Origin of the sequence: Dankookia sp. GCM10030260, from assembly GCF_042666655.1 — a bacterium.
GTDB lineage: Bacteria > Pseudomonadota > Alphaproteobacteria > Acetobacterales > Acetobacteraceae > Paracraurococcus.
In genome coordinates, this window is the sequence record NZ_JBHTDE010000009.1 from 24,800 (window position 1) to 50,072 (window position 25,273).

At 73.3% G+C, this 25,273-nt stretch carries 26 protein-coding genes; 9 read left to right on the forward strand and 17 right to left on the reverse strand.

The features are described from left to right. Nucleotides 1–116: 116 nt before the first annotated feature. Nucleotides 117–1,019: a DMT family transporter gene (locus ACFQS7_RS22650; protein WP_380069413.1), complete on the reverse strand. Its 903-nt coding sequence runs from the start codon at nucleotides 1,017–1,019 to the stop codon at nucleotides 117–119. 319 nt (nucleotides 1,020–1,338) lie between these two features. Here ACFQS7_RS22650 and ACFQS7_RS22655 point away from each other — a divergent pair, with 319 nt between their 5' ends. Both ACFQS7_RS22655 and ACFQS7_RS22660 read left to right on the forward strand, forming a co-directional pair. Beyond that, nucleotides 1,339–2,403 (forward strand): quinone-dependent dihydroorotate dehydrogenase, encoded by a 1,065-nt coding sequence (locus tag ACFQS7_RS22655; protein WP_380069414.1) that lies wholly within the window; start codon nucleotides 1,339–1,341, stop codon nucleotides 2,401–2,403. Continuing rightward, nucleotides 2,403–3,263 carry a TIGR01459 family HAD-type hydrolase gene (locus tag ACFQS7_RS22660; protein WP_380069415.1) on the forward strand — a complete coding sequence of 287 codons (861 nt, stop codon included), beginning with the start codon at nucleotides 2,403–2,405 and terminating at the stop codon, nucleotides 3,261–3,263. The genes ACFQS7_RS22655 and ACFQS7_RS22660 overlap by 1 nt, the downstream gene beginning before the upstream one ends. A gap of 21 nt (nucleotides 3,264–3,284) precedes the next feature. Here ACFQS7_RS22660 and ACFQS7_RS22665 read toward each other — a convergent pair whose 3' ends face one another. From ACFQS7_RS22665 to ACFQS7_RS22680, 4 genes are all read right to left on the reverse strand, one after another. Continuing rightward, nucleotides 3,285–4,508, reverse strand: coding sequence for an FG-GAP-like repeat-containing protein (locus tag ACFQS7_RS22665; RefSeq protein WP_380069416.1), 1,224 nt, complete (start codon nucleotides 4,506–4,508; stop codon nucleotides 3,285–3,287). 155 nt (nucleotides 4,509–4,663) lie between these two features. After that, nucleotides 4,664–4,882 (reverse strand): hypothetical protein, encoded by a 219-nt coding sequence (locus ACFQS7_RS22670; protein ID WP_380069417.1) that lies wholly within the window; start codon nucleotides 4,880–4,882, stop codon nucleotides 4,664–4,666. A gap of 133 nt (nucleotides 4,883–5,015) precedes the next feature. Beyond that, nucleotides 5,016–6,431, reverse strand: a complete 1,416-nt coding sequence (locus ACFQS7_RS22675) for an amidase family protein (RefSeq protein ID WP_380069418.1) — start codon at nucleotides 6,429–6,431, stop codon at nucleotides 5,016–5,018. Beyond that, nucleotides 6,412–7,131 (reverse strand): pyridoxamine 5'-phosphate oxidase family protein, encoded by a 720-nt coding sequence (locus ACFQS7_RS22680; protein ID WP_380069419.1) that lies wholly within the window; start codon nucleotides 7,129–7,131, stop codon nucleotides 6,412–6,414. Before ACFQS7_RS22680 ends, ACFQS7_RS22675 begins: the two co-directional genes overlap by 20 nt. Before the next feature lie 98 nt (nucleotides 7,132–7,229). Between ACFQS7_RS22680 and ACFQS7_RS22685 the strand changes: the two genes are divergently transcribed. Then, nucleotides 7,230–8,678, forward strand: a complete 1,449-nt coding sequence (locus ACFQS7_RS22685) for a PLP-dependent aminotransferase family protein (protein ID WP_380069420.1) — start codon at nucleotides 7,230–7,232, stop codon at nucleotides 8,676–8,678. A 6-nt stretch (nucleotides 8,679–8,684) separates the two neighbouring features. Here ACFQS7_RS22685 and ACFQS7_RS22690 read toward each other — a convergent pair whose 3' ends face one another. Together ACFQS7_RS22690 and ACFQS7_RS22695 are read right to left on the reverse strand one after the other, a co-directional pair. After that, entirely contained in the window at nucleotides 8,685–8,951 is a 267-nt protein-coding gene (locus ACFQS7_RS22690) for a hypothetical protein (protein WP_380069421.1), read from the reverse strand. A 121-nt stretch (nucleotides 8,952–9,072) separates the two neighbouring features. Beyond that, nucleotides 9,073–9,555, reverse strand: a complete 483-nt coding sequence (locus ACFQS7_RS22695) for a peroxiredoxin (RefSeq protein WP_380069422.1) — start codon at nucleotides 9,553–9,555, stop codon at nucleotides 9,073–9,075. Nucleotides 9,556–9,748: 193 nt separating this feature from the next. Here ACFQS7_RS22695 and ACFQS7_RS22700 point away from each other — a divergent pair, with 193 nt between their 5' ends. From ACFQS7_RS22700 to ACFQS7_RS22710, 3 genes are all read left to right on the forward strand, one after another. Next, a complete protein-coding gene (locus tag ACFQS7_RS22700) occupies nucleotides 9,749–10,324 on the forward strand; it encodes a YqgE/AlgH family protein (protein WP_380069423.1) in 576 nt (191 codons plus the stop codon). Nucleotides 10,325–10,418: 94 nt separating this feature from the next. Further along, the gene (locus ACFQS7_RS22705; RefSeq protein ID WP_380069424.1) at nucleotides 10,419–12,149 is read left to right on the forward strand and encodes a C1 family peptidase; all 1,731 of its coding nucleotides are present in this window, start codon (nucleotides 10,419–10,421) and stop codon (nucleotides 12,147–12,149) included. After that, entirely contained in the window at nucleotides 12,142–12,438 is a 297-nt protein-coding gene (locus ACFQS7_RS22710; RefSeq protein ID WP_380069425.1) for a protease inhibitor I42 family protein, read from the forward strand. The genes ACFQS7_RS22705 and ACFQS7_RS22710 overlap by 8 nt, the downstream gene beginning before the upstream one ends. 140 nt (nucleotides 12,439–12,578) lie before the next feature. On the opposite strand, the gene ACFQS7_RS22715 is transcribed toward ACFQS7_RS22710, so the two are convergent. Both ACFQS7_RS22715 and ACFQS7_RS22720 read right to left on the reverse strand, forming a co-directional pair. After that, nucleotides 12,579–13,814, reverse strand: coding sequence for a multidrug effflux MFS transporter (locus tag ACFQS7_RS22715; protein WP_380069426.1), 1,236 nt, complete (start codon nucleotides 13,812–13,814; stop codon nucleotides 12,579–12,581). 99 nt (nucleotides 13,815–13,913) lie between these two features. Then, a complete protein-coding gene (locus ACFQS7_RS22720; protein ID WP_380069427.1) occupies nucleotides 13,914–15,149 on the reverse strand; it encodes an MFS transporter in 1,236 nt (411 codons plus the stop codon). A gap of 260 nt (nucleotides 15,150–15,409) precedes the next feature. On the opposite strand from ACFQS7_RS22720, the gene ACFQS7_RS22725 reads away from it, so the two are divergent. Further along, nucleotides 15,410–16,795: an FG-GAP-like repeat-containing protein gene (locus ACFQS7_RS22725; RefSeq protein WP_380069428.1), complete on the forward strand. Its 1,386-nt coding sequence runs from the start codon at nucleotides 15,410–15,412 to the stop codon at nucleotides 16,793–16,795. 162 nt (nucleotides 16,796–16,957) lie between these two features. Here the strand turns inward: ACFQS7_RS22725 and ACFQS7_RS22730 are convergent, their stop codons facing one another. Continuing rightward, complete coding sequence (locus ACFQS7_RS22730; RefSeq protein WP_380069429.1) at nucleotides 16,958–18,100, reverse strand: DUF2125 domain-containing protein; 1,143 nt, start codon at nucleotides 18,098–18,100, stop codon at nucleotides 16,958–16,960. Nucleotides 18,101–18,188: 88 nt separating this feature from the next. Between ACFQS7_RS22730 and ACFQS7_RS22735 the strand changes: the two genes are divergently transcribed. Next, nucleotides 18,189–18,743, forward strand: coding sequence for a gamma-glutamylcyclotransferase (locus tag ACFQS7_RS22735; RefSeq protein ID WP_380069430.1), 555 nt, complete (start codon nucleotides 18,189–18,191; stop codon nucleotides 18,741–18,743). 237 nt (nucleotides 18,744–18,980) lie between these two features. On the opposite strand, the gene ACFQS7_RS22740 is transcribed toward ACFQS7_RS22735, so the two are convergent. From ACFQS7_RS22740 to ftsE, 4 genes are read right to left on the reverse strand one after another with little or no spacing between them, the layout of a single operon-like run. Further along, nucleotides 18,981–19,754 carry a lysophospholipid acyltransferase family protein gene (locus ACFQS7_RS22740; RefSeq protein ID WP_380069431.1) on the reverse strand — a complete coding sequence of 258 codons (774 nt, stop codon included), beginning with the start codon at nucleotides 19,752–19,754 and terminating at the stop codon, nucleotides 18,981–18,983. Then, nucleotides 19,751–20,413 carry a YdcF family protein gene (locus ACFQS7_RS22745; protein WP_380069432.1) on the reverse strand — a complete coding sequence of 221 codons (663 nt, stop codon included), beginning with the start codon at nucleotides 20,411–20,413 and terminating at the stop codon, nucleotides 19,751–19,753. The genes ACFQS7_RS22740 and ACFQS7_RS22745 overlap by 4 nt, the downstream gene beginning before the upstream one ends. Then, nucleotides 20,410–21,279, reverse strand: coding sequence for a cell division protein FtsX (locus tag ACFQS7_RS22750; protein ID WP_380069433.1), 870 nt, complete (start codon nucleotides 21,277–21,279; stop codon nucleotides 20,410–20,412). Before ACFQS7_RS22750 ends, ACFQS7_RS22745 begins: the two co-directional genes overlap by 4 nt. A gap of 15 nt (nucleotides 21,280–21,294) precedes the next feature. Next, complete coding sequence (gene ftsE, locus ACFQS7_RS22755) at nucleotides 21,295–21,957, reverse strand: cell division ATP-binding protein FtsE (protein ID WP_380069434.1); 663 nt, start codon at nucleotides 21,955–21,957, stop codon at nucleotides 21,295–21,297. A 39-nt stretch (nucleotides 21,958–21,996) separates the two neighbouring features. Between ftsE and ACFQS7_RS22760 the strand changes: the two genes are divergently transcribed. Next, a complete protein-coding gene (locus ACFQS7_RS22760; RefSeq protein WP_380069435.1) occupies nucleotides 21,997–22,479 on the forward strand; it encodes a zinc-ribbon domain-containing protein in 483 nt (160 codons plus the stop codon). Here the strand turns inward: ACFQS7_RS22760 and ACFQS7_RS22765 are convergent. The 3 genes from ACFQS7_RS22765 to accD all read right to left on the reverse strand — a co-directional run bounded on the left by ACFQS7_RS22765 (nucleotide 22,451) and on the right by accD (nucleotide 25,261). Then, on the reverse strand, nucleotides 22,451–22,807 hold the full coding sequence (locus tag ACFQS7_RS22765) for a hypothetical protein (protein WP_380069436.1): 357 nt from the start codon (nucleotides 22,805–22,807) through the stop codon (nucleotides 22,451–22,453). The genes ACFQS7_RS22760 and ACFQS7_RS22765 overlap by 29 nt on opposite strands. A 230-nt stretch (nucleotides 22,808–23,037) precedes the next feature. Then, complete coding sequence (locus tag ACFQS7_RS22770) at nucleotides 23,038–24,309, reverse strand: bifunctional folylpolyglutamate synthase/dihydrofolate synthase (RefSeq protein ID WP_380069437.1); 1,272 nt, start codon at nucleotides 24,307–24,309, stop codon at nucleotides 23,038–23,040. A gap of 7 nt (nucleotides 24,310–24,316) precedes the next feature. Beyond that, entirely contained in the window at nucleotides 24,317–25,261 is a 945-nt protein-coding gene (gene accD / locus ACFQS7_RS22775) for an acetyl-CoA carboxylase, carboxyltransferase subunit beta (RefSeq protein ID WP_380069438.1), read from the reverse strand. Nucleotides 25,262–25,273 lie beyond the last annotated feature (12 nt).

Below are 25,273 nucleotides of genomic sequence, written 5' to 3' on the forward strand. Positions count from 1 at the left end.
CAGGGCAACGAAATTGCATCCCATTAATCGCCCGAACGTGATTTCGCGCAATCGAATCCGTTAGACTTTGTTCAACTGCGGCATGAAATCCGGCGTGATCGGCTTTTTTGCCACCGTCAGGGCGGCACCGGCAGACGGGCGGCGGCCGGCGCCATGGTGCCGTCCACGCCGGCCGCCCGGCGTGCCCGCTCGCTCATCACGCAGGCGAAGACCACCACCACCCCGCCCAGCAGGGTCGCCGGGTCCGGCGCGACGCCCCAGAGGCCAAGGTCGAGCGCGACCGAGACCGGCAGGGCGACGAAGCCATAGGGGCCGAGCCGGGCGGCATCGGCATGGCGGTAGGCCGCCGCGGTCAGCACCACGGCGGTGCCGGCCAGCAGCCCGTTCAGCCCGAGCCGCAGCAGGTCGAGCGGCGGCGGCGCCACCCAGTCGGCCGCGGCCATCGGCCCGAAGACCAGCAGCCCGACCAGGCCGGGCCAGAGCACCACGCCGACCAAGCCGGGCTCCCCCCGCAGCCGGCGGTTGACGGTCTGCGAGACGGCGAATGCGACGGTGCCGATAAACACCGCGAGATAGCCGCCGAGCGACCCGGCGCCGCCGCCGAGGTTCGGCGCCACCGCCAGCAGCACCCCGCCGAAGCCGGCCAGGCACCAGAACCAGGCGGCGCGCGGCACGGCTTCCCGCAAGACCAGGGCCGAGAGGGCGAGGGTCAGGAAGGGCGCGGTGAAGAAGACCAGGTAGCCCTGGGCCAGCGGCAATTGCCGGAAGGCGAGGAAGAAGCTGGCGGCCGAGACCATCATGGCGAGGATGCGCACCGCATGCAGCCCGGGATGCCGGGTGGCGAGCGGCCCGCCGAAGCCGGGGCGGATGGCCCGCGCCGCCAGGAAGGCCGGGACCAGGACGGCATAGCGCAGGAAGATCACCTGGCCGACGCCGTACTGGCCGGACAGCAGCTTGCTGTTGGCGTCCAGCAGGCTGAACAGCACGATGCCGGCCAGCAGCAGCGCTGGTCCCCTCACGCGGTATCCTCCCGGTCCTCGATGGGCGCTTCGGCTGTCGCCCGGATGTCGGTCCAGGGTATCGCAGAAGGCGCCGCGCTTGCCGACCCTGCGCGGCGCGGGGGTGGATTGCGCCGGCATCGGGGCGGCGCGGCGGACATTGCAGCGGGACCCGGCGCGGCAGCGGGGCGGCCCGGTCGGGCGCCGGCCGCAGCCCGCCGGGCCGGCGGCTGGCCCGGCCGTGCGGGGCGAGCCCGGCGCCGCAGAAACGGCGGCCCGGCCGGCCGCGGCATCGGAAGCGGGTTCCCTTGGGGCCCCGCTTCGGGCATTCACCGCGCCGATGACCCCTCGCCTCGCCTCCGCCCTCATGCCCCTGGTCCGCAGCCTCGACGCCGAAACGGCGCATGGGTTGGCGTTGAAGGCTCTCAATGCGGGCCTCGCCGGCGCCGACCGCGGCGAGGACGACCGGGTGCTGGCGACCAGCGCCCTCGGCCTGCGCTTCCGCAACCCGGTGGGCCTGGCCGCCGGCTTCGACAAGAATGCCGAAGCGGTGGGGCCCCTGATGCGGCTCGGCTTCGGCTTCGTCGAGGCCGGCTCGGTCACCCCCCGGCCGCAGGTCGGCAATCCCCGGCCGCGGATGTTCCGGCTCGAGGAAGACCAGGGCGTCATCAACCGCATGGGCATGAACAACCGCGGGCTCGACGCATTCCGCGCCCGGCTGGCCGCGCTGCCACGGCCGCTGCCGGCGGTGCTCGGCGCCAACATCGCGGTGAACAAGGACGATGCGGTGCCGGAGCGCGACTACCCCGCGCTGTTCGCGGCGCTTGCCGATGTGGCGGACTATGTCGCGCTCAACGTCTCCTCGCCCAACACCCCCGGGCTGCGCGACCTGCAGGGGGAGGCGCGGCTGGTCTCCATCCTCGAGGCCATCGCCGCGGTGCGCGGCGCCGGCGGCCCGCCGCTGCTGGTGAAGATCGCCCCCGACCTGGCCGAGGCCGCGCTCGGCCCGATGGTCGAGGCCTGCGTCGCGCACCGGGTCGCCGGGCTGATCGTCTCCAACACCACCATCGCCCGGCCGGAGACGCTGCGCAGCCGCCACCGCGGCGAGGCCGGCGGGCTGTCCGGCCAGCCGCTGTTCGAGCGCTCGACCGCGATGCTGCGGCAGGTGTACCGGCTCTCGCGCGGCCGGCTGACCCTCATCGGGGTCGGCGGCGTCGCCTCCGGCGCGCAGGCCTATGCGAAGATCCGCGCCGGTGCCTCCCTCGTGCAGTTCTATGCCGGCTTCGCCTATGCCGGGCCGGCACTGATTCCGCGCATCAAGGCGGAACTCGCCGCCTTGCTGCGGCGCGACGGCTTTCCGGGCGTTGCGGACGCCGTGGGCGTCGACGCCCGAAAGGACTTCTGATGGACATCCTCGACGGCATCGCGCCGATCGCCGACCGCTACGACGGCTACGTGCTCGACCTCTGGGGCGTGGTGCATGACGGCAAGCGGCCCTATCCGGGCGTGCCGGAGGCGCTGGGCGCACTGAAGGCGCGCGGCAAGCGGATCGTCTTCCTGACCAATGCGCCGCGGCGCGCCTGGTTCATCGGCGGCATGCTGGACCGCATGGGGCTCGACCGCGCGCTGTACGACGGCATCATGTCCTCGGGCGAGATCGCCTGGCGGATGCTGCGGGACAGGCAGCATCCCTGGTTCGCCCGGCTTGGCCCGAAGGCCTTCCATATCGGGCCGGAGCGCGACCTCTCGGTCGCCGAGGACGGCGTGGCGGTGCTGGTGGCGGATGCCGCCGAGGCCGATTTCCTGCTGAACACCGGCCCCGACCCCGACCGCGGCGCGCATGACGCGTCACGCTACATGCCGGCGCTGGAAGCCGCGGCGAGGCACCGGTTGCCGATGCTCTGCGTCAACCCGGACCGGCACGTGATGGTGGGCGGCGAGCGGCTGATCTGCGCCGGCGCGCTGGCCGATCTCTACAAGCCGATGTGCGGCGACATCTTCGAGGTCGGCAAGCCGGACCCGGCGGTCTATGACCCGGTGCTGGAGATCCTCGGCATCGCCGACCGCCGCCGGGTGGTCGCCATCGGCGACACGCCGCATACCGACCTGGCCGGTGCCCAGGCGGCGGGGCTGGATGCGCTTTGGGCGCTGACCGGCCTGGCCGAGCACGAGCATGGCGACGACCCCTCGCCCGAGCTGCTGCGCCAAGTGGCGCTGCGCGAGGGGGTCGACCCGATCGCCGCGATCAGGGCGCTGCGCTGGTAGCGCAGCGCCCCGACCGGGACATCACACGATGTTCCAGTCGTTGCCCGGGTTGGTCACCTGCGGCACCGCGACCAGCACGCCGCCGGCCATCTGCAGCAACGTGATGGTGCCATCGAAGCCGCGCAGCAGGATGTCGTCGGTGCCGTCGCCGTTGTAGTCGCCGGTGTACTGCACCTCGGTCTGCGGCCCCGGCGTGCCGATAAGGGTCAGCGTGCCGCCGGCGATGTTCCAGTCCATGAGCGCGCCGTCCTCGCCGCGCAGCAGGATGTCGTCGCGCCCGTCGCCGTTGAAGTCGCCGATGCCGACCGGCTGCATGTTGGCGCCGGGATTGCCGATCACCGCCTGGGACAGCAGCGTGCCGCCGTTCATCAGGTACTGGGTCAGCGTGCCGTCCGCCGCGCGCAGCAGGATATCGGCGCGGCCATCGCCGTTCAGGTCGCCGGTGCCGACGACCGACAGCGCGTTGCCCGGATTGGCGAAGCTGGTCGCGGCCTCGATCGCCGTGCCGTTCATCTGCCAGATGCCGAGCGTGCCGTCGGCATTCTGCAGCAGGATGTCGTCGCGGCCGTCGCCGTTGAAGTCGTCGACGCCATCGACCCGCCAGTTGGGCCCGGGCGCGCCGATGAAGCCCTGCACCGGCGCCGCGGCACCGTCCAGTTGCCAGGACAGAAGCGTGCCGTCGGCGCCGCGCAGCAGCATGTCGCTGCGGCCGTTGCCGTTGAAGTCGCCATGGCCCGCCACGGCATAGCCGGCCGGCGGATCGCCCAGGATGGCGGCGCCGCCGACATTGGCGCCCACCATCATCCAGTTCACCACCGTGCCGAAGGGTGTCTGCAGCAGGATGTCGGCGAAGCCGTCGCCGTTGGTGTTCGGGGCCTGCGGCGCGAAGTAGACCGGCGGCAGCGACCGGAAAGTGAGGTCGTTCGGCCCCAGAGCGGTGACGCCAGCGAGGAAGGCGAGCTCGAAGGTGCCCGGATTGTAGAACACCGCCAAGCCCTGCACGCCGAGCAGCGTGGTCGCCTGCACGCTGATGCCGCCCGGGGTCAGCCCACCGGCGAATTGCAGCTTGTCGACGCCGGGGGTGAAACCCTGGATCCAGTCCTGGCCATCACCAGGCGAGAAGGCAAAGGTATCGGCGCCGGCGCCGGCCACCACGAAATCATCGCCCCGCCCCGCGACCACCAGATCGCCGCCGCCGCCAGCCGACAGGCCATCACGGCCCGGCGTCCCAAGGACAACCGTCATTCCTTAATCCCCTCGATCTCGACCCATGCGGCGATCCCGCGGGACCGTCGCTTAGGTTTCGAAACGCCGGAGGGGCATTTCCGATCCCTTTGCATGGCAGGGAATGTAGAATCCGGCGGATCGGCCGGGCATGGGCGTGCCGCGGGACGGAAGGCTCAGGCCGCCTCGTCGTCGGAGGCGTGGGCCATGCCCTTCTGGCTGATGAGGATCAGCGTGATGCCGGCGAACATGGCGGCGAAGCTGATGATCTCACCGAGGTAGAACCCGTTGCCGAGGCTGTTGCGGGCGATGATGCCGAGCAAGCTGACGGCGAGGCCGATCACGGTCCAGAGCCAGAGGTTGCGGCCGATATGGCTGGTGATCGCATCGAACATTTGGATGTCTCCCGGTTGGAGCAGCCTTCTCGCGACGGCTGGAGGCCGCCGGCGCGGCCGATGCTCTGCCGGCACTATGCACGCCGGCGGGTCGGTCCGTCCATGCCGATACCCCGATCCACGCCACCCGGGGTCACGGCGTGGCGAAGCCCGGCGCGAAGGGATGCGCCGCCAGGAACCCCGCCGCCGCCTGCAGCACCAGGCTGTCGGCCAGGCGCGGCCCGGCCAGTTGCAGCCCGACCGGCAGGCCGGCGGCGGTCAGCCCGCAGGGGACCGAGATCGCCGGGCCATGCGACAGGTTGAAGGGGTAGGAGAATTCCGCCCAGACCAGCCAGTCCCAGGCGTGCTGGTCCCAATGCGGCGGCCGCTGCAGCCCGACCGGGAAGGCGGCGACCGACGCGCTGGGCGTCGCCAGCAGGTCGAAGCCCGCCGTGCCGAACCAGGCATTCACCGCCGCGGCATAGGCGATGCGGCGACCCTGCGCGGCGAAGCCGTCCATGAAGGAGAAGTCGCGATAGGACTCGGTGCAGGCAACCAAGCCGGGGTCGAGCTGCGCCGCCTCGGCGGCGTCCTTCGGCAGGAAGGGGCGGTAGGCGCCGCCCCAGATCCGCCGCTCCAGCGCCGGGCCGTCCGGTCCCCAGGGCGGCGTCACCTGCTCCACCACCGCACCGGCGGCCTCCAGGGCGCGTACCGCGGAGTCGACCAGCGCAGCGACCTCCGCGTCCACCTTGGCATGGCCGAGATCGGGGCTGTAGGCGATGCGCAGGCCGCGCACCCCGCCGGGCGGCACCTCGGCCGCGAAGGTCTCGCCCAAGGTGGTGTGGTCGAGCGGATGCGGCCCGGCCATGACCGAGAACATCAGCGCCGCATCGGCGACGGACCGCGTGATGGGCCCGGCATGCGACAGCGCGCCGTTGTTCGGGTGCGGCACGTAGGGGACGCGGCCATAGGTCGGCTTGAAGCCGACCGCGCCGCAGAAATGCGCCGGCAGGCGGACCGAACCCGCGCCATCGGTGCCGAGATGCAGCGGCCCGCAGCCCGCCCCGGCCAGCGCCGCGGCGCCCGACGAAGACCCGCCCGAGGTCAGGCCGTGCGCCCAGGGGTTGTGCGTCGCCCCGGTCAGCGGGTTGTGGCTGACCGCCGTCCAGCCGTGTTCCGTGCTGGTGGTCTTGCCGAGGACGATGGCGCCGGCCGCGCGCAGCCGGGCGACCAGCGGCGCATCGGCCGTGGCCGGCGTCGGGTCCGAGAGGCGCGAGCCGCGCCGGGTCGGCAGGCCCTCGACCGCCTGGATGTCCTTGATGGTGACCGGCACGCCGTGCAGCGGGCCGAGCACGGCGCCGCGCATCACGGCTTCCTCCGCCGCCCGCGCCGCGGCGCGGGCGCGCTCGGCGTCCAGCGCCACGAAGGCGTTGAGCTTCGGCTCGCAGGCGGCGATGCGCGCCAGCACGGCATCGGTGACCTCGACCGGCGAGGCGCGCCGTTCGCGCACCATCGCCGCCATCTCCACCGCCGGGGCGGTCGCCAGGTCGTCAGTCGGTCGGGTTGCCATAGAGCCTATGGTGGCTCTCCAGCATCACCTCGTCCAGCCGGCGGCCATCGCGGAAGCCCGCGAGGCCCGGCGGATAGGCGACGCCCTGCGGCATGCGCGGGCAGGGCTCGGCGGCGCCGATCACCTGGGTGACGGGGAAGCGCGCGGCGTAGATCGGCAGCGCGTAGTCCGCCTCCTCGTCGCCGACGCCCTTGGCGCGCACCTTGGCCGCGGCGCTCTCGATCTCCATGCCCACCACCATGGTCGCCTTCAGCTCCTGCGTGGTGCTGGGGCGGAGCTCGGCGTTCCGGCCGGGGTAGAAGCGGTCGATCATCGCATCCAGCGCGCGCGCCTTGTGGTCGAGGTCGTCGACGATATGCGCAGTGCCGAAGCACATCGCCGACCGGTAGTCCACCGAGTGGTTGAAGCCGCAGCGGGCGAGCACGAGGCTGTCGAGGTGCGAGACCGTCAGGCAGACCGGCAGGCCCGGCTTCTGCGTCCGCAGCATCCGGCTGGCGGACGACCCGTGCCAGTAGAGATGCGTGCCCTCGCGCCAGAAGGCCGTGGGCGTGCAGTAGGGCAGGCCGTCGATGACATAGGCGATATGGCAGAGCATCGCGGCATCGAGGATGGCATGCACCGAGGCATGGTCGTAGCGCGCCCGCTCGTGCAGGCGGCGGACCTTGTTGCGTGCGGTGACGGGGTAGCTGGTCTCGGCCATCGGGATACTCGCAGGGGTTGGACAGGTTGCTGTTTCGCATGGATGATTGGACCGGCGCGAGGGCCATTTCCGGCCCTCGGCCCTGGTCCATTCAATCCATGCAGCCACCCGCCGACCTGCTGCTCCCCGACCTCGACCGGACCGGCGCGGTGCCGATGCTGCGGCAGGTCTACCTGGCGCTGCGCGCCGCCATCCTGGCCGGCGCCCTGCCGCCCGGGGCGCGGCTGCCCTCGACCCGGGCGCTGGGGCGGCAGTTGGGGTTGGCCCGCAACACCGTGGTCGCGGCATATGACCAGTTGCTGGCCGAAGGCTTCGTCACCGGCCGGGTCGGCGCCGGCACCCAGGTCTCCCGCGACCTGCCGGAAGGCCTGGACGCCGCCGCCCCGCCGCCGCCGCCGGCCGCGCCGCCCGCCCCGGCGCCCGATGCGGCCCACCGCTTCCGGCCCGATGCGGCGGCGCACCAGCCTTCCGCCCTGCCCTTCAACACCGGCCGCACGTCCTGGGACGACCGCTCCCAGGCGGTCTGGCGCGGCCTGACGCTGCGGCGGCTGGCCCGCCCCGATCCGGCGCTGTTCGGCTATGGCGACCCGCAGGGCGCCCGCCCCCTGCGGGAGGCGATCGCCACCCATCTCCGCGCCGCCCGCGCGGTGCGCTGCGACCCCGACCAGGTGGTGGTGACCGCCGGCGCGCAGCAGGCGATCGACCTGGTGCTACGGGTGCTGCTGGAGCCGGGCGACGCGGTCTGGGTCGAGGATCCCTGCTACCCCGCCCTGCGCGCGGCGCTGGCCGCGGCCCGCGTCCGCATCGTCCCGGTGGCGGTGGACGGCCAGGGGATGGACGTCGCCGCCGGCATCGCCGCGGCGCCGGCGGCGCGGCTGGCCTATGTCACCCCATCGTCCCAGTACCCGATGGGCGTGGTGCTTTCGATGGCGCGGCGGCTGGACCTGCTGGCCTGGGCACGGCGCGCCGGCGCCTTCCTGCTGGAGGACGACTACGACAGCGAATTCCGCTATGCCGGCCGGCCGCTGGCGGCGCTGCAGGGGATCGATGACGCGGGGCGGGTGATCTATGTCGGCACCTTCAGCAAGGTGCTGTTTCCCGGCCTGCGCCTGGGCTACGCGGTGCTGCCGCCTTCGTTGCTGGAAGCGGTGCGGGCGGCGCGGCTGCTGGTCGACTGGCACCCGGCGGGGCTGGCCGAGGGCGTGGTCACCGACTTCCTGGCGGAAGGCCATTTCGCCCAGCATGTACGGCGGATGCGGCTGCGCTACCGCGCCGCGCGCGACGCCCTGGTGGCGGCGCTGGCCGAGCACGCGCCGGCACTCGCGGCGGAGCCGCCGGACCAGGGGCTGAAGCTGCTGGCGCGGCTGCCGGCGGGGATGGACGACGTGGCGCTGGCCGCGGCCGCGGCGCGCCGCGGGGTGGTGGCGCGGCCGGTGAGCCCGATGTTCCTGGCGGCGCCGCCGGTGGCGGCACTGATGCTGGGGTTTTCCGGGCACGAGCCAGCCGCGCTGCGCCGGGCGGCATGGGCGCTGGGCGCGGTGCTGTAGCGGGGCTCAGCCCCGCATCAGCTTCCGCGCATTGGCCTGCACCCGGCGATGCGCCGGGGCCATTGCCGCCTGCATCACCGCGGGCGCCATCTGCCCGGCCAGCATCGCCGCACCGGCCGCCATGGCGCCGGCGGTGAAGGCCTTCTGCTTCTCCAGCGCATAGCCGGTCAGCCGGGCCTGCGCCGCATGCGGCTCGGTCCAGAGCTCGAAGCTGCGCAGGCTGAAGACCAGGGCGGTCTGCCAGGCGAGGGTGACGGTGGTGAAGGGGTTCAACGCCTGGTCTCTCCGTGTGATGCGCGGCAGAATCGGCAAGGGCCGGGATGCGGGCTGCCCGCATCCCGGCCCAGCATAGGCCACCCGCCGCGGCGCGGCAGGCTATTTCTTCCGCGCGCCCCTACAGGCCGGCGAGGACGGTCTCGGCCTTGCTCACCTCGAAGGCGCCCGGCGCCTCGACCGCGACATGCGTGACCTTGCCGTCCTTGGCCACCAGCACGAAGCGCTGGCAGCGGACGCCGAGGCCCCGCGACACCAGGTCGAGCTCGAGGCCGAGCGCCTTGGTGAAGTCGGCGCTGCCGTCGGCCAGCATCATCACCTTGTCGCCGACGCCCTGGTCCTTGCCCCAGGCGCCCATGACGAAGGCATCGTTCACCGCCATGCAGGCGACGGTATCGACGCCCTTGGCCTTCAGCGCGTCGAACTGCTGCACGTAGCCCGGCAGGTGCTTGGCCGAGCAGGTGGGGGTGAAGGCGCCGGGCACGCCGAACAGCACGACGGTCTTGCCGCCGAACAGCGCCTCGGTGGTGATCTCCTTCGGGCCTTCGGCCGTGCCCTGCATGAGCTTGGCCGACGGGATGCTGTCTCCGACCTGGATCGTCATGGGTTGGTCCCTTCCTCCGCGTTGCGGTCATCTCGGATGTAGAGGCTTCCGCCCGTCCTGTCACCGCGGCCCCGGCACAGCGGGCGCCGGCACCCCCGGTGACACCTTGCGGCGCGTGGGGGCCGGGATGCTTGCGCCGTGGCCGGGGCGCCGCCATCTTTGCGACATGGCAAAACGCGTGCGACCTGGAACGATGACGCGCTCCTCCCGCGCCGAAGGCTATCTCGGCGGGCAGGTGCTGATCGCGATGCCCAGTCTGCAGGACCCGCGCTTCGCCCGCGCGGTAATATGCCTCTGTGCCCATTCGCCGGACGGGGCGATGGGGATCGTCCTGAACAAGCCGCTGGAAGGGCTGTCCTTCGACGAATTGCTGAAGCAGCTGGGGCTGGAGCCGGTGCCGCCGCAGCGCCGCATCCGGCTGTTCCAGGGCGGCCCGGTGGAAGGCGGCCGCGGCTTCGTGCTGCACACCCGGGACTGGTCGAACGACCAGTCCCTGCCGGTGGCCGACGACCTAGCGCTCACCGCCAGCGTCGACATCCTGTCCGCCATCGCCGGCGGCGGCGGCCCGCGCCAGGGCATCCTGGCGCTGGGCTATGCCGGCTGGGGGCCGGGGCAGCTGGAGGACGAGATCCAGGCCAATGCCTGGCTCTCCGTCACTCCGGACGAGGCGCTGCTGTTCGGCGAGGATGGCCACGGCAAATGGCTGCAGGCCATGGCCAAGCTGAAGGTCGACCCGGCGCTGCTCTCGGGTGCGGCCGGCCACGCCTGAAGGCGGCCCTAGGCCGGGCGTGCGCCACGGCACAGGCTGATTTCATACGATATGCCAACGTGGCCCCGCCGGCTTCCGGCAGGAGAACCACGCCATGCCCGACCCACAGATCGCGGCGCTCGCGCAATCCCTGACGCAGGCGAATGCCCGATGGCAACCGCGCGTCACGCCGCTCACCACCCTGCCCGCCGACCAGCTCCGCCGGCGGCTCGGCGTCGTCGTCGACCAGGCCTCGCTCGCCGCCGCCATGGCGCCGCGCCAGGCCTTCGTCGCGCTGGCCGCGCTCTCGTTCGATCCGGCGGTTGACTGGCGCAACCGCGGCGGCAGGAACCACGTCACGCCGGTGAAGGACCAGGGCGGCTGCGGCTCCTGCGTGTCCTTCTGCTGCACGGCGGTGGTCGAGTCGATGGCTTCGATCGAGCACGGCAAGACCCTCGACCTGGCCGAGGCCGACCTGCATTTCTGCTCCTCGCACGGCGCCAATTGCGGCGGCTGGTGGCCCGACCAGGCGCTCGGCCAGCTCCAGTCGCGCGGCGTGCCGGACGAGGCCGCCTTCCCCTATGCCACCGCCTTCGAGGGCCCCGGCGGCGCCCCGGTCTGCCACACCGCGGCCGACCGCAACGCGCGCGCGGTGAAGATCACCTCCTTCGGCAGCCTGGCCGATGCGGCGGCGCGCAAGCACCACCTGTCGCATGTCGGGCCGTGTTCCGCCGTGCTGCGGGTCTTCGACGACTTCTTCTCCTACGGCAGCGGCATCTACCACCATGTCTCGGGCGCCGAGGCCGGGCTGCATTGCGTCCAGGTGGTCGGCTATTCGGAAGCCGACCGCTGCTGGATCTGCAAGAATTCCTGGGGGACCGGCTGGGGCGACGGCGGCTTCTTCCGCATCGCCTATGGCGAATGCGGCATCGACGGCGAATTCCCCTTCCACTTCGCCACCGGCACCGTGCTGCCCGCGCATCGCGGCTGGTCCGGCTGGGTCCCGCTGGGCGCGCCGCCGGGTGGCTTCGCCGGCGCCCCGCCGGTGATCTCGCGCAACAACGCGGTCTGCAACATCTATGTCCGCGGCACGGACAACGCGCTGTGGCAGAAGGCGTGGTTCAACAATGCCTGGCACGCCTGGGGCCGCCACAACGATGGCGGCGTGCTGGCCTCCGAGCCCGCGCTGGGCTCGATGGGGCCGGACCACGAGCACGTCTTCATCCGCGGCACCGACAACCAGGTCTGGCAGAAATTCTGGACCGCGCAGAAGGGCTGGTCCGGCTGGTTCGCGCTGGGCGCCCCCCCGGGCGGATTCCAGGGCGCGCCGACGGTGATCTCGCGCAACGGCACGGTCTGCAACATCTATGTCCGCGGCACCGACAACGCGCTGTGGCAGAAGGCCTGGTTCAACAATGCCTGGCACGACTGGGGCCGGCACAACGACGGCGGCGTGCTGGCCTCGGAACCCGCCGCCGGGTCGATGGGCCCGGACCATGAGCACGTCTTCGTCCGCGGCACCGACAACCAGGTCTGGCAGAAGTTCTGGACCGGCCAGAAGGGCTGGTCCGGCTGGTTCGCGCTGGGCGCCCCCCCGGGCGGATTCCAGGGCGCGCCGACGGTGATCTCGCGCAACGGCACGGTCTGCAACATCTACGTCCGCGGCACCGACAACGCGCTGTGGCAGAAGGCCTGGTTCAACAATGCCTGGCACGACTGGGGCCGGCACAACGACGGCGGCGTGCTGGCCTCGGAACCCGCACCCGGCTCGATGGGGCCGAACCACGAGCACGTCTTCGTTCGTGGCACCGACAACCAGGTCTGGCAGAAGTGGTGGAATGCCTGACCCCGAAACCAGCACCCTCGACCTCGCCGTCGGCGCGGTCGGGGAGGTGCCGCTCGAGCGGTACGGCACCGCCGGCTATGCCTGGGAGGTGATGCCCCCCCCGGCCGGCATCGCCGAGCTGGCGATCCTGCCCAGGGCGGGCGGCGCCGGCACGGTCGGCGGCGCGACGCTGGAGGTGCTGCGGCTCCGCGCCGCAGCACCCGGCGAGCATGTGGTGGTGCTGCGGCTGCGCCGGCCGTGGGAAAGCACGGCGACGCGGGAGCTGCGCATCACGGTGCGGGCGCGGTAGCAAAAGGTTGGGGAGGGAAAAGCATTCCCTCCCCAAACCCCACCCTTCCTTTTTGTGGGCTTGGCACCCGCCGCGCGACGGGTGCCGACACCCAGAAATAGAGGAGGGTCCAGGGAGGATACTTCCTCCCTGGCCTTGCCCTATCCCCCCGCCTTCCGCACCGCCCGCAAGGCCACCTGCGCCCCCAGCGCCCCGGCCAGCATCCAGGCCCCGGTGGCGATGCCCGAGCCGCCCTCGGTCACCCCGGCCAGCACCGTCGCCAGCGCCCCCGCGCCCATTTGCAGCGCGCCGATCAGGCCGGACGCCGTGCCCGCCAGCATCGGCCGGACGCTGATCGCGGCCGCGACCGCGCTCGGCTGGGTCATCCCGTTGCCGAGCGCCACCAGCGCCATCGGCAGGAAGAAGCCCGGCAGGCTCGGCGGCGCCAGCAGCGGCAGTGCCAGCGCCAGCAGCCCGCCCGCGACGGTCACCAGGCTGCCGATCCGCAGCATCCGCCCGGTGCCGAGCCGCCCGACCAGCCGCGCCGCGGTGAAGGTGCCGCTCGACCAGCCGACCGAGATCAGCATCATGGCGACGGCATAGGTGGTCGGCGCATGGCCGAGCCCCTGCACCACCACCACCGGCCCGCCGGCGGCGAAGGAGAAGAACATCGAGGTGGCGCAGGCGGTGATGGCGCAGTAGCCGCGGAAGACCGGGATGCGCAGCAGGGTGCGGTAGGCGCCGAGCATCCCGCCCAGGCCCGGCAGCGGCGCCGGCTGGACCAGGGTCTCCGGCAGCCAGGCGCGCACCGCCAGCAGCAGCGGCAGGCCGAAGACCAAGCAGGACAGCATGGTGGCGCGCCAGCCGAAATGCTCGTGCAGCAGGGACCCGATGATCGGCGACAGCATCGGCGCCACCGCCATCGCGGTACTGACATAGCCGAGCACCGCGGCGGCCTTGTCGCGCGGGTAGCTGTCGCGGATCATGGCGCGGCCGAGCACGAGGCCGGCGCAGCTGCCGACCGCCTGCAGCACCCTCGCCGCGATCAGCCAGGCCGCCGTGGGCGCCAGCACCGCGCCGACGCTGCCGACCAGGTAGATGCACAGGCCCGCCACCAGCAGCGGCTTGCGTCCGTAGCGGTCCGACAGCGGCCCGTAGACCAGCTGCGCCAGCGCCACCCCCACCAGATACAGCGTCAGGGTCAGCTGGATGGTCGCATAGGGCACGGCCAGCGCCACCGCGAGCATCGGCAGGCTCGGGATCAGGATCTGCATGGTGAAGGGGCCGATGCCCGTCATCGCCACCAGCAGGAAGATGGAGGGCTTCGGCCGGGGGGGGCCAGGGGCGCCCAGGTCAGGCGGGGCGGGGCTGCCGCCCGGGAGGTCGCGTGGGCTCACCGGGGGGTTCTAGAGCAGATCGCGGGAGGGCGTGAGCGCCCGGCCGGGTGAATCTGCCCGGCGGACGACGGGCTGCCGCGGATGTCAGCGGGCGGCGGATCACGCCGCGGGCACGCCCCGCCACCGCCCGCCCTGCCGCAGCACCAGCCCGCCGAGGATCACGAGCGCCGCCAGGTTGGCGGCGATGCCCAACCGCCAGGCCACCGCATAGCTGCCGAAGCCGTCATACAGCCACCCCGCCAGCCAGGCCCCGGCCGCCATGCCCGACAGGCTCAGGAACAGCAGGCTGGGCACCCGCCAGGCTGCCTCGGCGGCGGGGAACAGCTCCCGCACCGTCAGGATATAGGCCGGCACGATGCCGCTGAAGCCCAGCCCGAACAGCCCGGCCACCAGGAACAGCCCGGCCTCGTCCTGCGTCGCCAGGAAGGCGGCCATGCCCACCACCTGCAAGAGGTTGCCGGCCAGCACCGTGCGCAGCCCGCCGATCCGGTCCGCCACCCAGCCCCAGCCCTGCCGCGCCAGGAAGGCCATGGCCAGCAGCAGGGACAGCATCAGCGCCCCCTGCCGCGCGGCGATGCCGAGATCGCCGCAGAAGGCGACCAGATGCGCCGCCGGCATGGCCATCGGGATGCAGCAGAGGAAGGATGCGACCGCGAGCAGTGCCAGCGCCGTATTGGGCGCGAGACCCAGCACCCGCCCGCCCGGCGCCGGCCCCGCCGCGGGGCTGCCGGCGGCCGGCAGCGCGGGTGGCGGGCGCAGCCAGGCGGCGATCGGCAGGATCACCGCCGCCGCCAGCAGCCCGTAGCCCAGCATGGTCCGCTGCCAGCCCCAGGCGGCCACCGCCCGCTCGAACAGGCTGGGCCAGAGCGCACCGGCGACATACTGGCCGGAGGAGACGAGCGCGATGGCGGTGCCGCGCCGGCGGTCGAACCAGTGCGAGACATGCGTCATCAGCGGCGCATAGAGCGCGCCGTTGCCGAGCAGCCCGACCAGCAACCCGTAGCCGAGCACCAGCTGCCAGGCCGCGCCGCCGGCCGCCAGCGCGCAGCCGGCGGCGATCATCACCCCGCCCAGCAGGCCGATGAGCCGCGCCGAGGTCCGCCCGGCGATCCAGCCCATGCCGATGCCGCCGAGCCCGGCGCCGAAATAGGCCGCCGAGGCGGCCAGCGAGGGCACCGCCCGCGCCGCGCCGAGATCGGCGGCGATCGGCGCCAGCGCCACGACCAGAAGCTGCGGGGCCCCGAAGGAGACCGAGAGGATCGCGGTCGCGGCGATCGCCGTGGCCCAGGCGGCACGGCCCTCCCTGGCCTCGCCCCGATCGTCCGCCGCCCGCATCAATGGCTTCCTGCACCTGTGCAGCGGGTATCAAGCCATGCGCGGCGTGCGGTGCCCAGGGTGGCGGAGGGCGTGGCAGCCGGCGCGGCGATTACGGCGGCGTGTGCCAAAATTCGTCCCAACCTCAGCCAGAGGTAGCGTATTCCTTACTGAATAGTCTATCTACCGGATCATCAAGATCACATTCGATCTACCATGCCGCGATGGCGCGTGCCGGAGCACGCCGCCCAAATGGCCTGGTGACCTCGCGGAGAGTCCGGATGGCGCAGTTTGAGCTCAATGGTACCAGCGGCAACGACCTGCTGGATGCTTCCGCCTTTGCCGTTTCCGTGGTCCTGCGCGGACTGGCGGGCGACGACACGCTGGTCGGCGGTTCGGGACCCGACCGGCTCGCCGGTGCGAACGGGCACAACCAGATGCATGGCGGCGGCGGCGACGACCTGCTCTTCGCCAGACCCGATTTCGGGGAGTTCAACATCATCTTCGGCGGCGCCGGGATGGACACGCTGGTCCTCGGCGTCACCGCCACGCAATACGCCGACCCGGCGATCCGCGCGGCGCTGTCGCAGCTCGACTACTACATCGCGCAGCAGGCGCGCGGGGCCATCGACCCGGCGGTACCCTTCGTCAACGCCACCCTGCATCTCGACATGGTGGGGGTGGAGATGGCCTCGGTCCGCGTCGAGGACGCGCTCGCGCCGGTCGATCACGTGGTGCCCGGCGCCTTCGCCGTCTATTTCGACAACACTGTCGAAAGCTACCAGGGCACCGACTACACGCTGATCTCCCGCTGGGTGGTGGACGGCGCGAATTTCGTCAGTGGCGAGACCATCGCCGCGGTGGAACGCAACTGGCAGGTCGTCGGCTCGGCCGACTTCAACGGCGACCTGAAGGCCGACCTGCTCTGGCAGAACCGGGCGACCGGCGCGATCTCGGTCTGGGCCATGGACGGCGACACCTTCCTGAACGGCAGCACGGTCTGGACAGCCCCGGTTGGCGAGGACTGGAAGGTCGCCAGCAGCGGCGACTTCAACGGCGACGGCCGGGCCGACATCCTGCTGGCGACCACGGTGGTCGATCCCGGCACCGGACTGTCCTATGCCGGCCTGAAGCTCCTGCAGCTCGCGGCCGATGGCCAGACGCTGGCCAACGAGACCGCGCTGCCTTTCGCGGGTGCCGGCTGGACGGTGACGGGGACCGGCGACTTCGACGGCGACGGCAAGACCGACCTGCTCTGGCGCGACGCCACCGGCAACACCGCGGTCTGGGAGATGGACGGCGCCACCTTCCTGCGCGGCGACACCCTCGCTGCCATCGGCCTCGACTGGTCGGTGGCCGGGACCGGCGATTTCGACGGCGACGGGCGGGACGACATCCTGTGGCGCAACACCGATGGCAAGGTCGCCATCTGGGAGATGAACGGCCTGCTCGTCCGCGACGGCGCCACCATCTACAATCCCGGCACCGACTGGATCGTCGCCGGCGTCGCCGACCATAACGGCGACGGGCGGTCGGACATCCTGTGGCGGCACGCGCCGATCGTCGGGACCGCCGTCACCGAGCTCCAGGTCTGGACGATGGACGGCATGACGGTGGCCGGGGTCGGCACGCTCGGCTTCGTGGCGAACGACTGGCAGACGGTCTGACGCCAGCCGCGGACAGCATCGGGCTGGGACGGAAAGCATCTCCTCCCCAGCCTTCGTGCCTTGTCTGGCCTGGCCCCGGCCGCGGGGCAGGGGCCAAGCCGGGGAAACAGAGGCGGGTCCAGGGAGGATATCTCCGCCCGGGCCTTGCCTTCACCGCATCGCTCAATCCCGCGCCGGCAGCGACGGATCCTGCGCCGCATCCGGCAATTCGGGCGGCACCGGCCAGTGCCATTCCGGCAGCTGCGCCAGCCGCACCCGCGCTGCCGCCAGCACGCGGTTTTCCAGGGTCAGCGGCAGGTCCAGCTCGGCCGGCCCGCCCGCTGCGGGGGTCCGGCTCAACAGCCGCAGCACGGTGCGACCGGTCGCCGCCGCCGAGCGGCCGAGCAGCCCGGCCTGCGCCGCGGCCTGCAGCGCCTCCCCCGCACCGGCCACCCGCAGGGTGCCGGCCCCCATCGGCTGCAGGTCCTCGTCGAGCGTCAGCGTCGCCGTGCCGCTCGCCGCCAGCGGCCCCCAGCGCAGCGCCAGGCCCTGCAGCGCCAGCGTCCCGCCGCCGTCGCGCCAGGCCTCGGCCTTGGCCGCCGGGCCACGCCCGGGCGGCATCGGGCCGCCCAGCACCAGGTCCAGCATCGCCTCCGTCATCCCGCGCCCCAGCACCGCCACCGCCGGCGCCAGCGCGCTGCCCTCGCCCGGCGGCAGCAGCACCTCCCCGGCCGCGACCCGCAGCGTCACCGCCGGCTCGCCCTCGATCGCCGTCATCCGGGTCTCGACCTCGAGCCGCGCCGTGCGCAGCTCGACCGCGCCGGCCGGGGTGCCGAGCCGCAGCCGCCCGGCCTCCAGCCGCGCCTCCCGCGGCAGGACGCCGGCTTCCAGCGGCAGGGTCGCGGCCAGCCGGTCGGCGGCGAAAGGCAGGTCCCAGTCGCCGAGCCGCAGCCGGTGCCGCCCCGGCATCTCCACCGCGAGCCGGTCCAGCCGCGGCGGCGCCAGGCGCAGCACCAGCGCTTCCGCCTGCCAGTCGATCCCGCCCGGCAGGGTGGCGCCGCCGCCCTCCAGCCGGAAGCGCGGCAGGGTCAGGGTGGCGGCGAAGGGCCAGCCGCCGCGGACCGGGGCGGCGTGCTCCACCCGCCAGCCCAGCGCCCGGCGCTGCGCCGTCCAGTCCTGGAAGCCGGCCTCCAGCTGCCCGCCCATCCAGCGCCAGAGCAGCGCATGGCCGGCCGCCAGCAGCGCCGCGAGCAGCGCGAGGCCGAGCAGGCCGCGCAGCAGCAGCCGGCCGCGTCGCCGCGGCGGAGGGTTCGGGTTGAGTGCCATTCCGCCCGGCGATATAGGCCCCCCTGCCGCCGGCGGCGAGACGCCCGCCCGCCGGGGCGGCACCCGACCGGGAGATGACCCGACCCGCATGCCCGACCGCTCGCTCGACCCCGACGGCCAGCTCTACGTCTTCGGCTACGGCTCGCTGATCTGGCGGCCGGGCTTCGCCCATGCGGCGATGCACCCCGCCTTGCTGCGCGGCTTCCACCGTCGCTTCTGCATCTGGAGCCACATCTACCGCGGCTCGCCGGAGGCGCCGGGCCTGGTGCTCGGGCTCGACCGCGGCGGTGCCTGCCGTGGGGTCGCCTTCCGCGTCCCGGGGCGGGAGGCGGCGGCGGTGCTGCACTACCTGGATGCGCGCGAGAATATCGGCGACGAGGTGGTCTATGCCCGCCGCCTGCTGCCGGTGCGGCTGCTGGACAGCGGCCGGATGGTCCGCGCGGTGGCCTATGTGGTGGACCGCACCACCCCGCGCTACTGCCGCCCGGCGGCCGAGGAGGCGGCGCAAGCCATCGCCCGCGGCATCGGTCAGGCCGGGGCGAACCGCGACTACCTGCTGAACACCTTGACGCACCTGCAGGCGATGGGGGTCCGGGATGCCGGGCTGGACCGGATCGCGGCGCTGCTGCCGCCGCCCGGATGAACCGATCCGTGTCGCAAGCCGCACGGATTGTCCACAAGGGCGGGTTCGCCAGGCCGGCGGGTCCCGTCCGGGTTGCGGCGGCATGCGATGCATGCCGGCGCCGCAGCCGGACTCACGGCAAACAATCAGTCTTTTCAACTATTTAAACCGAAGCCGGCCTGTGGACAACCGCCCCGGGGGCGCCGCGTTGCGGCGAAAAGCCGGCCGTTTGCAGCCACTTGTGCCGGCTTGCTGGAGTCAGCGGCGAAGCCTTTCCGCGCCACTTTCCACCGGCTTATCCACAGCTTCCTCCCCAGCGGCCGACCCTTCCGGTTGCACCGGACCGAGCTCGATCGCCGCCGCCAGCCGGGCGACCATCACCGCCCGCGGCAGGCCCGGCGGCAGGGCCGGACGGACGACGATACGGATGGTCCCCGGCCGCTTGCGGAAGGCGCGGCGTCCCCAGCAATAGCCGCTGTCGGTCGCCACCGGGATCACCGCCAGCCCGGTCGCCGAGGCCAGCGCGGCGATGCCCGGCTGGATCACCCCCTGCAGGCCGGGTGCCACCCTGGTGCCCTCGGGGAAGATGACGATCTGCCGGCCCTCGGCGGCGACCGCCTTGCCGGCCTTCACCAGGTGCCGCAGCGCGGCCGAGCCGGCCGAGCGGTCCACCGCGATCTGCCGGGTCTTCCGGGCGAACCAGCCCCAGACCGGCACCCAGAGCAATTCCTGCTTCATGACATAGGCGACGTCCGGCAGCAGGCCGAACCAGATGAAGGTGTCGAAGGCCGACTGGTGCTTGGCGGCGACGATCATGGCGCCGCCGGCGGGCAGGTTTTCCCGCCCCTCGACCCGGACATGGATGCCGCAGGTCCAGCGCAGCAGCGTGGTGTTCATCGTGGCGTAGAAGCGCATCAGCGGCAGCAACAGCTGCCGCGGCCCGAACAGCAGCGGCAGGCTGATCAGCCCGAGGATCAGCGTCAGCAGCCAGAAGGCCAGGTTGAACAGCAGCGAGCGCAGCCAGATCTTCATCGTGCATCCCCCGGCTCGGCCGGTTCCATTGCGGTTCCCGGCTCCGCCGGATGGGTGTTTCGCGGCGCTGCCGGGGCCGGCAGCCCGACCCGGACCGCGAGATATTTCAGGTATTCGCGCAGCAGCAGCGACCAAGTGCGCAGCCGCCCCGCCGCGCCGGCCTCCCGCAGGGTCGCCGGCAGCATGGGATGCGCCAGCACGGCCACCTCCGGCAAGGCCCGGCGCACTTCCAGCAGCGCCCGCGGCATGTGGTAGCCGGCGGTGACCACGCGGACCGAGCCCAACTGCTCGGCCCGTGCCCAGGCGGCGACCTCCGCCGCGTTGCCATGCGTGCTGGTCGCCCGATGCCCCAGCGCGACGCGGCCGGCAAGCTCCCCCGGCTCCATCGCCGCCAGATGCGCCAGGTCGGCCAGGGTGACGCCGCGATGGACGCCGGAGACCAGCAGCACCCGCGCCCGCCCCTGCCGCAGGAGGCGCAGGCCGGTCTCCACCCGCTCCGCCCCGCCGGTCAGCACGGCGATGCCGTCGGTGGGTCGCTCCGGCTCGGCAGGCCCGGCTGCGGCGAGCGCCAGGAAGCGGACGAAGCCAAGGCCCAGCAGCAGCAGGGCCAGCGCCGGCAGCAGCAGCACCAGCCGCCAGCGGCGGGCCGGCCGGGTCACGGCAGCCGCCGCAGCCAGCGCCGCAGGGTGACCTGCGCGGTCAGCCAGCCGATCAGCGCCGTCGCCGGCGGCAGCAAAGCGAGTTCGGCCCAGGGCAGGACGTCCCAGCGCAGCGGGGCCGCAGCGGCGGCCGGCCCGCCGAGCAGCGGCGCGGCGAGGCCGGCGAAGCCGGCCAGGACCGGCGCCGCCAGCACGGTGCCGGCCAGGGCGCCGAGCCCGACCAGCAGCGCGACGCGCTGGGCGAAGCGGCCGGCGATGTCGCCATCGGTCGCCCCCAGCGCGTGCAGGATGGCGATCGCCTCGCGCCGCGCGGAAATCCCCGCCCGCACCGCGACCGCCACCACCGCCGTCGCTATCCCGGCGACCAGCAGCAGCGCCGCCAGCGCCACCGCCTCCAGGCTGCGCGCGAGCGCCAGCAGCCGGGCGACCCAGACGCCGTGGGCCTCCACCGTCGCCCCCGGCACCGCCGCGGCGATGCGGGCGCCGAGCGCCGTGGCATCGTCCGGCAGCCGGGCCAGCCGCAATTCGATCACCACCGGCAGCGGCAGCGACGGGGTCTCGCCCAGCCACGGGCGCAGCAAGGCCGCCAGCCGGGCCGGGTCGGCCAGCCGCGCCTCGGCGATCTCCGGCAGGGCGGCCAGCGCCGCCAGCGGCCGGTCGGTACGGGCGCCATGCGGCAACTGCACGGTCAGCGCGGTCGCAGCACCCCCTTCCCAGCGGGCGACCAGGTCGGCGGCGCCGCGGGCCCCGGCCAGGGTCAGCGCCGCCAGCAGTGCCATGGCGCCGACCAGCGCCGGCAGCAGGCGGTCCGACAGCACCCGGCGCAGCCCGAGCGGGTCGCGGCCGCGGCTGCGGCGAAGCTTCATCGCCACGCCGCCCCCTCAGCCATGCGAGACCAGCCGCCCCTCGGCCAGGCGCAGGGCCGGGGCGGGGTATTCGGCGACCAGCGACTCGGCATGGGTGGCGACCACCACGGTGGTGCCCATCCGGTGCATCTCCTGCAGCAGCGACAGGACGCGGCGGGCCTGCGGGATATCGAGATTGCCGGTCGGCTCGTCCGCCACCAGCAGGGCGGGGCGCATCACCACGGCGCGGGCGATCGCCACCCGTTGCTGCTCGCCGCCGGAAAGTGCCGCCGGGGCCGCATCGGCCTTGGCCGAGAGCCCGGCCCAGCGCAGGATCTCGGTGACGTCGGCGCGGCTCTGCGCCTCCGCCCGCCCGGCGACGCGCAGCGGCAAGGCGACGTTGTCGAAGACCGGCAGATGCGGCAGCAGGCGGAAATCCTGGTAGACCACGCCGATGCGCCGGCGCAGTGCCGGCAGCGCGGAGCGTCGGGCGCGCGCCAGGTCGACGCCCAGCACCTCCATCTCCCCCCGACTCGGCCGCGCCGCCAGGTGCATCAGCCGCAGCAGCGACGACTTGCCGGCGCCGGACGGGCCGAGCAGCCAATGGAAGCTGCCCGGCTCCAGCATGAAGTCGAGGTCGCACAGGACCTCCGGCCCCGTCCCGCCGTACCGCAACCCGACATTCCCGAAACGCACCATGGGGCGGACAATGACGGCGCGGGGCGGCAGCGCCAAGCCATGTCGGCGACGCTTGCGGCCGACCGGCCGCGCCGCCACAGTGCGGCAACGATGCGGATCATTTGCCCGGCCTGCGCGGCCGCCTACGAGGTTCCGGACAGGCTGCTCGGCACCGGGCGCAGCCTGCGCTGCCGAAGCTGCGGTCATGCCTGGCGGGTGGCGCCCCCGGCGGCCGGGGCGCCGATCGAGGCTGCGGAGGCTGGCAGGCCACCGGCCGCCGCTGCGGTTCCGCTGCCACCCTTGCCCGAGCCGCCGCCCACCGCGCCGCTGCGCCGGGCGCCGCAGATCATCGACCCGCCGCTGCCGCGGCCCTCCGACCTGCCGCTCAGCGGCGGAATCGCGCTGCGCCTGGCCTGGGGCGCCTCGCTCCTTGCCGTGGCCGGGATGGGGCTCGCGCTCTGGCTGTTTCGCGCCGAGATCGTCGAGGCATGGCCGCCCGCGGCGCGGCTCTATCTCATGTTCGGGGCGACCGCGCAGGGCTGAGACGCCGGCAGGCAGGGTTGGGAGGACATGGCATTCCCGTCCCAACCCCCACCCTTCCCGTTTTCCATGTCGGCTGCAGCGCGGCGATGCGGCTGGGATGGTCGATGCCGTCGGTGGTGCCTTTCGCCGCGTCGCGGGAATCGTCGCCGGTCACCCGGACGGTGACGCCGCGGCCGGCGAGGCCTGCGTCGCTCAGCGTGTCGGTGCCGCCCTGGGCGGCATAGCCGTCGTTGCCGAGGCTGGCGCCGAAGATCTCGTTGCCGCCGGCGTGGCCGCGGACGGTGTCTTCGAAGGCGGAGCCGCGGACATGCAGCACACGGCCCGGCACGTCGAGGCTGCCCCAGCCATCGGCGGCGGGCGGCGCCGAGGTGGATGCCGACGCCGGCGGCGCCGTGCCCGTAGTCGACCAGGTTCAGGGCGATGCCGCCACCGTCGATCGTGTCGGCGCCGGCCATGCCGTCCAGCACCTGCTGGCGCGTGGCGAGGGCGTGGCCGGTGATGCTGTCGGCGCCGGCGCTGCCGAGGACGGTGGTTCCTGCGCACGGTCCGGGCCCGGCCTCACGCCCCGTCGGCCTTCAGCACCTCGCCGGCCAGATAGAGGCTGCCGCAGACCAGGACCCGGGCCGGCGTGCCACCGCGCGGCAGGACGGCGAGCGCCGCCGCCACGGTCGGGCCGGGGCGGGCCAGGCCGCCGCTCGCCTCGATGATGCGCTCGACCGGCGTTGCCAGGTGCTGCCCCGGCTCCGCCACAGCCCAGAGGCTGGCGGCATGCGGCAGCAGCGGGCGGAGGAAATCCACCACCGCCTTGCCGCCCTTCATCCCGACGATGAGGTGCAGCGGCCGGTCGCGCCAGCGGGCGAGCTGCGCCGCCAGCGCCAGCCCGCCGCCGGCATTGTGTCCGCCATCGAGCCACAATTCCCAGTCCGCGGGCAGCCCGGCCGCCAATGCGCCCCGCAGCCGTTGCAACCGGCCCGGCCAAACGGCCGCCGCCACGCCCGCGGCGACCGCCGCATCCGTCAGCCAGGACGGGGACCAGGCGCGCAGCGCGGCGATGGCGATGCCGGCATTGTCGGCCTGGTGCGGCCCGATCAGCCCGGGCGGCGGCAGGCCCAGCGCCCCTGCGGCATCGGCGTAGCGCAGCCCGCCCGGGATCTCCTCGATGTCCCAGGCATCGCCGCGCGCGCGCAGCCTCGCGCCCAGCCGCGCGGCCTCGGCGGCGATCGTGCCGAAGGCGGCCGGGTCCTGCGCCCCGGTGGCGCAGGGCACGCCGGGCTTCAGGATGCCGGCCTTCTCGAAGGCGATCTTCTCCAGCGTGTCGCCGAGGAAATCCATGTGGTCCATGGAGATGCTGGTGATCGCCGTCACCGCCGGGCGGGCGATCACGTTGGTCGCGTCGAACCGGCCGCCGAGGCCCACTTCCAGCACAAGCAGGTCGGCCGGGGTGCGGCTGAACAGCAGGAAGGCGACGGCGGCGATCACCTCGAAGACGGTGATCGGGGCGCCGGCATTCACCGCCTCGACCTCCTCCAGCGCCGCGGCCAGCGCATCCTCCTCGACCAGCGTCCCGGCCAGGCGGATGCGCTCGTGGAAGCGGACCAAATGGGGGGAGGTGAAGACATGCACCCGCTGCCCGGCGGCCTCGGCGATGGCGCGGAGGAAGGCGCAGGTGCTGCCCTTGCCGTTGGTCCCGGCGACATGGACCACCGGCGGCAGGGCGCGCTCGGGGTGGCCAAGCGCGGCCAGCAGCCGCTGCAGGCGGCCGAGGCTGAGGTCGATCAGCACCGGGTGCAGCGCGTGCAGCCGGTCGATGATGGCTTCCGATCGGCTCACCGCAGCCTCACGCCGCCGGGCCGGCGCTTTCGGGCTCGGCGGGGGCGGCCAGGGGCAGCGGCACGGCGCCCGCGGGCTCGGCCACCGGCGCCTCGGGCAGACGTTCCGGCAGGCGCAGCAGGCCGATCAGCCGGGCGAGCGTCGCCCGCATGTCCGGGCGCTTCACCACCATGTCGAGGATGCCGTGCTCCAGCAGGTATTCGGCGCGCTGGAAGCCCTCGGGCAGCTTCTCCCGGACCGTCTGCTCGATCACCCGGGCGCCGGCGAAGCCGATCATGGCGCCGGGCTCGGCGATCTGGATGTCGCCCAGCATGGCGAAGGAGGCGGTGACGCCGCCCGTGGTCGGGTCGGCCAGCACGACGATGAAGGGCAGGCCGGCTTCCTTGACCATCCGCGTGGCGATGACGGTGCGCGGCATCTGCATCAGGCTGATGGCGCCTTCCTGCATGCGGGCGCCGCCCGAGGCGGTGAAGACGATCAGCGGGCTGTCCTGCAGCACCGCCAGGCGCGCGGCGGTGACCAGCGCCTCCCCCACCCCGGCACCCATCGAGCCGCCCATGAAGCTGAATTCGAAGACCGCGGCGACGACGCGGTTGCCCTCGATGGCGCCATGCGCGACCACCACGGCGTCTTCCTGGCCGGCCTTGGCCTGGGCTTCGCGCAGGCGTTCGCCGTAGCGGCGCTGGTCGCGGAACCGGAGGGGGTCGGCCGGGGCCTTCGGCAGCTCGATCCGCTGCCAGCCCTCATCCAGCGTGTAGTCCAGCCGCTGCCGGGCGCCGACCCGCATGTGGTGGCCGCAATGCGGGCAGACATGCAGGCTGCGCTCGAGGTCGCGGTGGAAGATCATCTGCTCGCAGGCCGAGCACTTGTGCCAGAGGTTGTCCGGCACCTCGCGCGGCGCGCCGAAGAGCGTCTTGATCTTCGGCAGCGCCCATTCGCTGATCCAGTTCATCCGATCCTCACG

Excerpts from the sequence above, each read along its gene's own strand:
- ACFQS7_RS22655 (WP_380069414.1), top strand. The coding sequence starts at position 1,339 with ATGACCCCTCGCCTCGCCTCCGCCCTCATGCCCCTGGTCCGCAGCCTC.
- ACFQS7_RS22660 (WP_380069415.1), top strand. The coding sequence starts at position 2,403 with ATGGACATCCTCGACGGCATCGCGCCGATCGCCGACCGCTACGACGGC.
- ACFQS7_RS22665 (WP_380069416.1), bottom strand. The coding sequence starts at position 4,508 with ATGACGGTTGTCCTTGGGACGCCGGGCCGTGATGGCCTGTCGGCTGGC.
- ACFQS7_RS22670 (WP_380069417.1), bottom strand. The coding sequence starts at position 4,882 with ATGTTCGATGCGATCACCAGCCATATCGGCCGCAACCTCTGGCTCTGG.
- ACFQS7_RS22675 (WP_380069418.1), bottom strand. The coding sequence starts at position 6,431 with ATGGCAACCCGACCGACTGACGACCTGGCGACCGCCCCGGCGGTGGAG.
- ACFQS7_RS22680 (WP_380069419.1), bottom strand. The coding sequence starts at position 7,131 with ATGGCCGAGACCAGCTACCCCGTCACCGCACGCAACAAGGTCCGCCGC.
- ACFQS7_RS22685 (WP_380069420.1), top strand. The coding sequence starts at position 7,230 with ATGCAGCCACCCGCCGACCTGCTGCTCCCCGACCTCGACCGGACCGGC.
- ACFQS7_RS22695 (WP_380069422.1), bottom strand. The coding sequence starts at position 9,555 with ATGACGATCCAGGTCGGAGACAGCATCCCGTCGGCCAAGCTCATGCAG.
- ACFQS7_RS22700 (WP_380069423.1), top strand. The coding sequence starts at position 9,749 with ATGACGCGCTCCTCCCGCGCCGAAGGCTATCTCGGCGGGCAGGTGCTG.
- ACFQS7_RS22705 (WP_380069424.1), top strand. The coding sequence starts at position 10,419 with ATGCCCGACCCACAGATCGCGGCGCTCGCGCAATCCCTGACGCAGGCG.
- ACFQS7_RS22710 (WP_380069425.1), top strand. The coding sequence starts at position 12,142 with ATGCCTGACCCCGAAACCAGCACCCTCGACCTCGCCGTCGGCGCGGTC.
- ACFQS7_RS22720 (WP_380069427.1), bottom strand. The coding sequence starts at position 15,149 with ATGCGGGCGGCGGACGATCGGGGCGAGGCCAGGGAGGGCCGTGCCGCC.
- ACFQS7_RS22725 (WP_380069428.1), top strand. The coding sequence starts at position 15,410 with ATGGCGCAGTTTGAGCTCAATGGTACCAGCGGCAACGACCTGCTGGAT.
- ACFQS7_RS22730 (WP_380069429.1), bottom strand. The coding sequence starts at position 18,100 with ATGGCACTCAACCCGAACCCTCCGCCGCGGCGACGCGGCCGGCTGCTG.
- ACFQS7_RS22735 (WP_380069430.1), top strand. The coding sequence starts at position 18,189 with ATGCCCGACCGCTCGCTCGACCCCGACGGCCAGCTCTACGTCTTCGGC.
- ACFQS7_RS22740 (WP_380069431.1), bottom strand. The coding sequence starts at position 19,754 with ATGAAGATCTGGCTGCGCTCGCTGCTGTTCAACCTGGCCTTCTGGCTG.
- ACFQS7_RS22750 (WP_380069433.1), bottom strand. The coding sequence starts at position 21,279 with ATGAAGCTTCGCCGCAGCCGCGGCCGCGACCCGCTCGGGCTGCGCCGG.
- ftsE (WP_380069434.1), bottom strand. The coding sequence starts at position 21,957 with ATGGTGCGTTTCGGGAATGTCGGGTTGCGGTACGGCGGGACGGGGCCG.
- ACFQS7_RS22760 (WP_380069435.1), top strand. The coding sequence starts at position 21,997 with ATGTCGGCGACGCTTGCGGCCGACCGGCCGCGCCGCCACAGTGCGGCA.
- accD (WP_380069438.1), bottom strand. The coding sequence starts at position 25,261 with ATGAACTGGATCAGCGAATGGGCGCTGCCGAAGATCAAGACGCTCTTC.